Origin of the sequence: Candidatus Regiella insecticola LSR1 (assembly GCF_000143625.1) — a bacterium.
Taxonomy (GTDB): domain Bacteria; phylum Pseudomonadota; class Gammaproteobacteria; order Enterobacterales; family Enterobacteriaceae; genus Regiella; species Regiella insecticola.
On sequence record NZ_GL379741.1, the window covers coordinates 1 to 826 of the forward strand.

The following is an 826-nucleotide window of genomic DNA, read 5'->3' on the forward strand; positions in this document are numbered from 1 at the left end:
AAAACAAACTCAGTATTGAACCCACCGATGTTATTCGTTCAGCCTCCCACCGATCAGGTTTAGGCCAGACTGATTTTCATCAATTTTGCTAAACACCAGAGTCTGATTATAAGCGCCTATAGCTCCTTCGCATCGTTGAAAGAGCATTACGCCCCAGCACCAAAATCCCAGACAAGGAGAAATGTTATTGATCGATATCGATGATGAAAAGGGGCTTGCAATTTGTAAGCATTTGACCGATCCGACCCGGCCAAACCTCGCCAAACACAACCTCCATTTTTACAAATGTATCTTCCCTCCTACTGCGTCATGATGTGCCGTGCAGTGGCATAACTGGAGCAAGAAATGGCAAATAAGCATGGGGTGGTGTGGAATACATAGACAATGGTGATTCTCTAGTTCTCATTGAAGTTCACGTATCTAACTAGGCAACCCTGCTTTGTGAACCCCTAGTCTATGAAGTTATCACCTTAGTCATCAAAAACACCGTAAATGGGCGGGTGAAGGAACCTAAAGATTCGAAAAGTGAAGTACAAAACATTTTTACTCGAAGCAATAAAAAAGGGGGAGGTTTGCAACAATGAATACTATGTTTTTGTTAATGGCTGAATTCGAAACATCAACGATCCCACTTTCCAGTATTGCTGAGCGCTATCTTGGCATGAAACCATCCACTGCGGATAAAAAGGCCGGTGCCGGTGATCTGCCAATACCTACTTTTCGCATGGGAAATACACAAAAAGCACCCAGAATGGTACACGTTAATGACTTAGCCGCTTTTATTGACAAACGCAGAAAAGAAGCTAAAAAAGAATTTGAACACTGT

At 42.6% G+C, this 826-nt stretch carries 1 protein-coding gene; it reads left to right on the plus strand.

Annotated elements, in window-relative coordinates; translation table 11 throughout:
- Positions 1–580: 580 nt before the first annotated feature.
- Positions 581–826, plus strand: a 246-nt coding sequence (locus REG_RS10285) for a pyocin activator PrtN family protein (protein ID WP_006705587.1), incomplete at its 3' end; no start/stop codon positions are given.